The 8,765-nt window shown below is 58.4% G+C and carries 6 protein-coding genes; 1 reads left to right on the top strand and 5 read right to left on the bottom strand.

From position 1 onward, the window contains the following. The coding region (locus AXW11_RS07505) for a histone deacetylase family protein (RefSeq protein WP_286792059.1) at positions 1-851 on the bottom strand (851 nt) is incomplete at its 3' end. 30 nt (positions 852-881) lie between these two features. Beyond that, entirely contained in the window at positions 882-2,741 is a 1,860-nt protein-coding gene (locus AXW11_RS07500) for a sensor domain-containing diguanylate cyclase (protein ID WP_091644002.1), read from the bottom strand. Between the two features lie 57 nt (positions 2,742-2,798). Between AXW11_RS07500 and AXW11_RS07495 the strand changes: the two genes are divergently transcribed. After that, positions 2,799-3,359 (top strand): LOG family protein, encoded by a 561-nt coding sequence (locus AXW11_RS07495; RefSeq protein WP_036211620.1) that lies wholly within the window; start codon positions 2,799-2,801, stop codon positions 3,357-3,359. Here AXW11_RS07495 and AXW11_RS07490 read toward each other — a convergent pair. The 3 genes from AXW11_RS07490 to AXW11_RS07480 all read right to left on the bottom strand — a co-directional run bounded on the left by AXW11_RS07490 (position 3,329) and on the right by AXW11_RS07480 (position 8,590). Then, a complete protein-coding gene (locus AXW11_RS07490) occupies positions 3,329-4,222 on the bottom strand; it encodes a carbohydrate kinase family protein (RefSeq protein WP_091644004.1) in 894 nt (297 codons plus the stop codon). The two genes, AXW11_RS07495 and AXW11_RS07490, sit on opposite strands and share 31 nt — an antisense overlap. A gap of 95 nt (positions 4,223-4,317) precedes the next feature. After that, on the bottom strand, positions 4,318-5,223 hold the full coding sequence (locus AXW11_RS07485; RefSeq protein WP_075194620.1) for a response regulator transcription factor: 906 nt from the start codon (positions 5,221-5,223) through the stop codon (positions 4,318-4,320). Further along, entirely contained in the window at positions 5,210-8,590 is a 3,381-nt protein-coding gene (locus AXW11_RS07480) for a hybrid sensor histidine kinase/response regulator (RefSeq protein WP_007153044.1), read from the bottom strand. The genes AXW11_RS07485 and AXW11_RS07480 overlap by 14 nt, the downstream gene beginning before the upstream one ends. Positions 8,591-8,765: the final 175 nt, after the last annotated feature.

Below are 8,765 nucleotides of genomic sequence, written 5' to 3'. Positions count from 1 at the left end.
TCTACTCCCAGAGCGATCACCAGTGCTTCGGGCTGGTATTCCGTAATGCGTTGGCAAGCGGTTTCCAGCCCTTCGCGCCAGACCTCGAAGGGCGTGCCGGGTGGATACACCAGGTTCTGGTTATAGCCGTTGCCGTCGCCTTCGCCGGTTTCATCCTCAAACCCCAGGAAGTGAGGGAACACCAGGTCCGGGTCGCCGTGCAGACTGATGGTCAGCACGTCGCTGCGCTGGTAAAAAATGGCCTGGGTACCGTTGCCATGATGGAAGTCGACATCCAGTATCGCCACGCGTTTGGCGCCCTGGTCCCGAAATGCCTGGGCGGAAATAGCCGCGTTATTGAAAAAGCAGTAGCCTCCGAGCAGATCGGCATGGGCGTGATGCCCAGGTGGGCGGCATAGTGCAAACGCGGCAGGCTCCCCGTTGGCCACCAGTGCCTGAGCGGTCAGTGCGACGTTTGCCGAGGCGCAGGCGGCGTCCCAGGTACCCTCGGTGATCGAGGTCTCGGCGGCAAAGCTGTAGTAACCCAGGCGGCCGTCGATGTCTTTTGGCACCCTTTCCCGCATCCCCCGGCCCGGCCAAACGGCGGGAATGGCCTCGCCGGGTTTATCCTCGGCTTCCCAATCCTTCCAGCAGGTCTGGAGGAAGCTCACGTAATCCGGGGTGTGCACGCGCAGAACCGGTTCCAGGCCGAAGTCCTCCGGTGGAAGAACGTCTCCCAGTTGTTCCTGCTTGACCCGGCCCAGTATGGTCTCCGCCCGGGACGGTTTCTCGTGGGGGGCGATCAATACGCCGCCGTCCAGCTCGGTCGTGGCGGTACGGCGATTGTGCAGAGGGGAAAAAACGGTTTTCATGGAAAACGATTCCGTTCTGGTTGTGGAAAGTCAGTCGTTGACGGTTTTCTGGATACTGGAATAGAGGCAAACCCGGTTTCGTCCGCCGGCTTTGGCCTGATACAGCGCCCGGTCTGCGTAGAGTAGCAGGGTATCCAGATTATCCGACTTGTTTGGCCAGAAGGTGGCGACGCCGGCGCTGATGGCCAAAGTAAGGTGCCCACTCTCCAGCGGAAGCGGGTTGTTCTCGATGAAGCTTCTCAGGCGTTCGGCGACCTCTTCCGCGCCCGGTTCGTCGGTGTTCTCCAGAAGCACGGCAAATTCCTCTCCGCCCACACGGGCAACAATGTCGATATCCCTCAAGGCTTCCGTTGCCAGCTTGCTGAGATGGACCAGCGCCTTATCACCGACGCCGTGGCCGTGGGTGTCGTTCACTTTTTTAAAGTGATCCGCATCGAACATAATGGCCGACAAAGGCGCCCCTGATCGAACTGCTTTTTTAACCGCTGTCCGACCCAGTTCGAAATAGTGTCTCCGGTTTTTCAGGCCGGTGAGTGCGTCGGTGCGCACGGTTTCCTCCAATTGGCGGATCAGTGTTTCTCGCTCCCTGCGCATGGCGTCCCGCTGGATGATTTCATCCTCCAGCAGGGTGTTGGTGTTCTCCAGTTCCCGTGTTCGTTCCTCGACACGGTATTCCAGGGTTCTATTGAGCTCGTTCATTGCCCGGGTTTTCTCAGTCAGGTTCAGGATCAGGTTTCTGAGAGTGGACGATAGGGTTTTTACCTCCTCGTAGTCGTCTCTCTGCTTAATCAGAGTGGAGGGCTGATCCGGGTCCAGGTTTCGGGCTTCCTCGGTCATCTTGATTAAGGGCCGAGTGGTCCAGCGTGCGGCCAGGGATGCAAACAGGATCAGCAAGAGCGAGACAACAAAACCTGTGGCAATCAACGTATGGCGAAGGTTGTTGGCCGGGGCAAAAGCTTCTTCAGCGGGCTGTCGTACCAGCACTCGCCAGTTGAAGCTGGCGTATTCCTCACGATCACGCAGGCGGCTGAAGCCAATCAGATATTCTGTCTGTTCATCTGAAGCTCCGGCGGTCATCGAGTCCGTCACATAGCCGGAAGGGTTGCGGCTCGCCGCATCCGCCAGTGAATCCGGAATGGCCTGACCAATGCTGTCTGTTGGCCCGATCAGGATGGTGCCTTTGTGATCGGCCACGACGAGTTCTGCCTGCAGGCGCTCTTGCAGTGGGGCCAGCAAGGACTGGCCAATGGACGCCACCCAGTCCAGGTAGAGGTGTGCACCAAGAACGCCCATGAGCTCGCCGTTGTCCCGATACAGTGGTACAGCAACATCCACAAACCGAAGGGGAACAGAGGACGGGTTATCGAGTTTGGACTCCAGCAACACCGCGAGGTGAGCGTCTCCGAGAAAGGGCCCTTTGGAGGCTTCACGGAACCAGGGGCGCTCAGACACATTGGCGCCCTGAAGCAGGTTGTCCGTGCTCGTGATGACGGTACCTTCGGGTGATACCAGGCCGATCCAGGCATAGCTTGGGAAGGCGTCCTGAAGTGCATTGAGGAGAGTCGGTACGCTGACGGACTGGTCGTCCTCAATGGACTGACTGGCAATAGCGGCTGCGATGCTCAGGTCGCTGTAGCGCTCGTGGAGATCAATTTCGATCTTGTCCCTCAACTGCACCGCCACTTCCTGGAGGTTTTGGCTGGTGGACTTGCGTAGTTCTTCAACAGCCAGATTGGAAGCCAACCAGGTGCCAATGGCGGTGGTGACGAGTATCAACCCACCGAATAGAAGAATCAGTCGGCTTTTGAGGGTGTTGAATGGCTTGATGGTAATGGCCCCATTGGTGCTTGTTATTCGTCCCAGTCGTTGACGCTGGCGCTCCCTGGCCACTATCTGACAGTATATTACTCATCCGATCAAACCACGAACGCGTTATAGGACTCCGTCATGAAAATCGCTGTCTTCTGTGGCTCCAGCCGGGGAAATGATGAACGTTTTGCCCAAGCCGCCGGAGTGTTTGGCCAGTATATGGCCAGCCAAGGTATGGATCTTGTATTTGGTGGTGGCAAGGTGGGCCTGATGGGCGTGGTTGCCGATGCCGTTCTGGCCGGCGGCCGGGAGGTATATGGCGTTATCCCCGAGTCCCTTCGCGACCGCGAGTTGGCCCATCAGGGCCTGACCCGCCTGGATGTGGTGAGCAGCATGCACGAGCGCAAGGCGCTGATGGCGGATATGGCCGACGCTTTTGTGGCGCTACCCGGCGGGCCGGGTACTATGGATGAAATTTTCGAGGCCTGGACCTGGGGCCAACTTGGATATCACAGCAAGCCCTGTGCGTTTTACAACGTGGATGGTTACTACAATGAGCTGCTGGCCTTCATCCGCACGATGTCTGGCGCGGGCTTCCTGAAACCTGAGTACGCCGAGATGGTGATCGTGAAAGACCAGCCCACCGAACTGGTATCCGCCCTGGAAAACTACCAGCCGCCCTCGCGTAAATGGTCATGAACTCGCTGAAGGCTCAGGTTTTCCGCTGCCAGGGACTGTGAGGTCACGCAGAGTGCGCCACAGACCGCCCCGAGGCGAAGGCAGGTCTTCAGGTTTTCACCGTTAAGGTGGCCACACAGAAAACCACTGAAGAAGGCGTCACCCGCACCATTGGTGTCCTGCACCTGACCGACCGGAAACGCGGGCTGTTCCAACCATTGCCCGTCCCGGCTAAGCAGGGTGGCACCGTCACTGCCATGGGTGCACACCACCAACTCCTTGCCATCATCGATCATCTTTTTCATGAAACTGCGATAGTCCGGCAGATTGTCGTTGGACAGGAAAATGACGTTCGCCGCATCGATAAACGGCTGATGATGTGGGTTTCGACCGTCGTAGTCATGCAGATCGGTCCACACCGGTTTGTTCGCGTTTTGTGCCAGGGCCAGCGCCGGCTTTGTGTAGCTCAGGATATTGATCACCACCAGTTCGCAGCCTGAGATTGCGGAGGTCACCGATGCCCAATCAACGACACTTGGGTCAGCCGGAGGTTGGACAAACAGCGAAACCCGCCCGCCGTGAGGGTCCATCAGGTTTACGTGCTGTTCTGTCGGCGTGTCGGTGATTTCTGAAAGCAGCTCAATGCCAGGCTTATTCAGGGCGTGGCGCACCAGATCGGCCTCCGTGTCCTGCCCCAGCAGCGAATGCAGAACTACGTTGCGCCCCAGCGCCGCAAGGTTCAGCGCCTTGCCAGCACCGGTGCTGCCGACGGATCTGTAACTGCTCTTGGGCCACAGGGTTTGCGGTGTTGGGGTTGGCAGGGCATCGAGCTGGATGATGGTATCCAGCGATGCGCCGCCGATAATGACGATGGGGTTGTTCATGGGTTGGCCTCGGCAGGAAGATTAGCCCATCTTATCCGGTGTGGAACGGGTAGGGCTCCTCCCTGCGGCTACGCCCCTTTCGTTGCCTGTGGTGGTCAGGTTCGTGCCAGACATTTGATGGCGGCAGCCGCGGCCGACGTGCGGTTTTCCACGCCCAGTTTGCGAAATACCTGCTCCAGATGCTTGTTCACCGTGCGCGGGCTCATTTCCAGAATCTGTCCGATTTCGCGGTTGGTTTTGCCATTGGCTATCCACAACAGCACATCGGACTCCCGGCCGGTCAGGCTGAAGCGCGTCCGCAGAGCGCCCGTGGCCTCGCTGGGCTTCTGCACCTCTTGCAGGCGCAACAGGTATTCCCTTTCGTCGACCAGAGTGAGGAACTCCACCGCGTGGAGCTCGGGCAGGAAATCCAGAGTAAGGCTGTGGCCGTTCTCCGGATTGTGGCTCAACCAGTTGGCCAGGTTATTGGTCAGTAGCTCAAGGTTGTTGGAGCCGCCGCCAGTGAGCCGCTGATGAACCTGGGGGGTGGACCACAGAATGGCTCCGTGACGGTCCACGGCAAACAGGTTCTGTCCGGCGGTATCCAGTGCGGCCCGAGCGCTGTGTGCCATGCGGGCGTTGGTCAGATGTACCTGCATGCGAGCCATCAGTTCGGTGGTGTTAATGGGTTTGGTGATGTAGTCCACGCCGCCGCATTTGAGCCCCATCACCACGTGCTCAGTATCGCTGAGGCCGGTCATGAAAATGATGGGGGTATTTGCGAAGTCCGGATTCTGCTTCAGCCGACGGCAGGTTTCGAAGCCATCCATGTTGGGCATGATGGCGTCCATCAGCACAATGTCCGGGGTGATGTTCTGACTGATGGTCAGGGCCTGGCTGCCTTCCAGCGCAATCAATACCGTCATGCCGGCACTTTCCAGGGCGTCGTTGATCATGCGAATGCAGTCAACTGCATCGTCCACCACCATAACGACCGTCTTTCGGGCTTCAGGTGTGCTCATGTTCCGTCACCTTGATCAAATCGATGATTTTTTCGAACTGGAAGTCGTTGGTGAGCTTCACAAGTTCTTCTACAAACACCGGATCGGCCTCGCTCCGGTAACGGAGTCCGTGCAGTGCCTCAAGAAGTCCTTTTTTGTGGCCGATGGTGGCCAGCCCCACCAGCGCGGCGCGATGTTCAGCCGCGGGCAGAATCAGCGTTTCCGATTCGGGCGTAATGGTGGCTGCCAGCGGTTCCGGGCTTTTCTCGAAGCGCCAGTCGAGGGTAAGCAGCCGGGCGATGTGGTCCAGCAGCAGGTTCAAGCGCACCGGCTTGATGATGTAACCGTTGTGCAGGGTGGGTGATTCCGGCCGGTTGCGTCCTTCGCTGGCGTCGGCCGATACCATGACCACGGGCACCTGATGGTTGTTGCTTCGCAATTGCGTAAGGATATCCCAGCCGCTGTAACCGGGCATGGAGACATCGAGTAACACCAAGTCGGGATGGCTGTTGTCGATGGCATCCACCACCGCCAGGGAGTTGCCGATGTCGACAATCTCAAAACCCAGCGGAGCTAGCATGGCTCGGATCACCTGGCGGTGGGAGGACTCGTCATCCACCACCATGATCTTGCGTCGCGGGCCTTTGTAGCCATAAATGCGCCGGGCCGGAGATGTCATGGATTCCGGGCGGGGGGTATGCAGGCTGGACAGCATCAGGCTGACGCGGAAGGTACTGCCTTCCCCGGGCGTGCTCTCTACAGAGAGATCGCCGCCCATGATTTCGGTCAACAGCCGGGTGATGGTGAGCCCGAGCCCGGTGCCGGTGCGACTTTGTCCGGGGGTGCGTATACGCTCGAAAGGTCGGAATATGCGCTCGATGTTTTCTTCGGCGATACCTTCACCGGTGTCCTTTATCGTGAACTCAGCCACCTGGCTGCGATATTTCAGGGTTAACGAAATGCTGCCGTTGTCGGTGTATTTGAGCGCATTGGACAGCAGGTTGATGAGTATCTGCCGCAGGCGCTTTTCATCCGTGGTCACCAGTTCGGGTAAGCGGGTAGGGCCGTGGTAACTGAAAGCCAGCCCTTTCTCTTCCGCTTGCAGCCGGAACATGTGCACCAGTTGCTCCATCAGCAGGTCAATACGCACTTCGTCCCGGTGCAGGTCCAGCCGCCCGGCTTCGATCTTGGAGATGTCCAGCAGGCCTTCGATTAGGTCTGCCAGATACTCACCGCTGCGGCGTATGACACCCAGTGCGTCCTTGCGGTTGTCGGGGATAGCGGTGTCGTTCTCCATCAGCTGGGCGTAACCCAGGATTGCGTTCAGCGGTGAACGCAGCTCGTGGCTGATGCCAGTCAGGTAGCGGCTCTTTGCGCCGTTGGCCGCTTCTGCGTGCTCCTTGGCCTGTTGCAGGGCCTGATCCGTGCGCTCGTGGGCCACGATTTCCTCAGTCAGAAGACGGGTCTGTCGCTGGGACTCCTCCTCGGCCACCACGCGGCTTTCATGGGCCAGCACAAACAGCCAGCACACCACGCCGGTGATAATGATCAGCACGAAGAACACCTTCCACAGGGTGATCGACAGCAGCGCGGCTTCGGTGGGCGAGTTCACCGGTGTCTTGGCGTATATCAGTGCCAGAAGAAGCCCGGACAGACCGTTGATCAGGAACAACAACGTCAGGAAGTGGCCAATGCGCGAGTGTAGTTTTGAGAGCACTGACTCGGGAATAAACAGGCCAAAAAACTGCTGCAGCTGATGCCGATAACCTGCACCGGGTTTACAGAAATCGCCGCAGCGGGCATCAAGGGAGCAGCACAGCGAGCAGATATTGCCGGCATAGGCCGGGCAGCCAGTCACGTCTTCCGGCTCGAATTCGTGTTCGCAGATACAGCAGGCGACAAGTTGTCGGTCAGTGGCGATGGGCACGAATGGGCGTGCGGTATAGAAGCGCCCACGAGTACGCCAGGCAATGACGGGCGCGATCACCAATGCTGAACCCAGGGTAATGAAGTGTGACAGCGCCTGGGGTACGTCGCCAATGGCGCCACCGTGGCACACCATACCAATGACCGAGGCCAGTATCATGGCACCGACACCAACGGGGTTGATGTCGTACAGGTGTGCCCGCTTGAACTCGATGTGCTTCGGGCTGAAGCCCAGTGGTTTGTTGATCACCAGGTCGGCCACCAGGGAGCCCACCCACGCCACCGCTACGACGCCATAGAAGCCCAGAGTCTCTTCCAGGGCGCGATAAACACCCAACTCCATCACCAGCAAGGCAATGGTCACGTTGAAGACCAGCCACACCACACGGCCCGGATGGCTGTGCGTCAGACGTGAGAAAAAATTCGACCAGGCAATGGAGCCTGCATAGGCGTTAGTGACGTTGATCTTGACCTGGCAAAGAATGACAAAGATGCCCGCGATGGCCAGCGCCACTTCCGGAGACGACGAGAGATAGCCGAATGCCACCATGTACATGCGGGTGGGGTCGGAGGCATCCAGTGCCGACACGCCATGGTTCAGGGCCAGTACAGCCAGGAACGAGCCCGCCAGGATTTTCAACGCACCAATGACGATCCATCCAGGCCCACCGGCCATCACCGCCGTCCACCACCGCAAACGCTGCCCTTGCTCAGGCTCAGGCACAAAACGCAGGAAATCGACCTGTTCGCCAATCTGTGCAATCAACGAGAACACCACGGCCGACGCTGCCCCAAAAAGCAGCAGGTTGAACTCGCCGCCCTGATTGGGGGCAGTGCCCTCAAACTGCGTCCAGTCTGACACCGAGCCGGCGTCCATGTAGATGATGAAAACAAACGGCAGCAGCTGCAGCACAATCCACGCCGGTTGGGTCCAGAGCTGGAACTTGCTGATGGCGGTTATGCCGTGGGTGACCAGGGGGATAATCACCACCGAACAAATGAGATAACCGATTACCAACGGTATATCCAGCAGCAGCTCCAGCGCCATGGCCATGATCGCCGCTTCGATTGCGAAAAAGATAAACGTAAATGAGGCGTAGATCAGCGAGGTGATGGTGGAGCCGATGTAGCCGAAGCCGGCGCCTCGAGTAAGCAGGTCTATATCAACACCATAGCGAGCGGCGTAGTAGCTGATGGGTATAGCGGTCAGAAAGATGATCAGCGCTACGGCGCAGATGGCCGCGACTGCGTTGTTGAATCCGTAGTGGATAGTGATGGCCCCACCGATGGCTTCCAGCGCCAGAAAGGAAATCGCTCCCAGAGCCGTATTAGTAACGCGGGCGGCGGACCAGCGCCGGGCACTCTTTGCGGTAAACCGCAAGGCGTAGTCTTCGAGCGTCTGGTTAGCCACCCACTGATTGTAATTGCGCCTTACACGGAAAATGCTTTGTCGTGCGGCCATCGTTGTGTTGCCTGTGTCGCTGGATAAGGAGTGCCCGAAAATAAGTGCGGTTGCGTGGCGCGGTGCACCGGACCTGAAAACACCAACAATTTTCGTGCCATGGACAGGAACGCAAGAAAAAGCGGACACATTTAAATCGTGTACCCGCGTTTTAGCCTGTATTGCCGGAATCAGG

Source organism: Marinobacter sp. Hex_13 (genome assembly GCF_001566815.1).
GTDB classification, from domain to species: domain Bacteria; phylum Pseudomonadota; class Gammaproteobacteria; order Pseudomonadales; family Oleiphilaceae; genus Marinobacter; species Marinobacter salarius.
The sequence above is the reverse complement of the archived record's forward strand: the minus strand, read 5'-3'. Positions and strand labels throughout refer to the sequence as shown.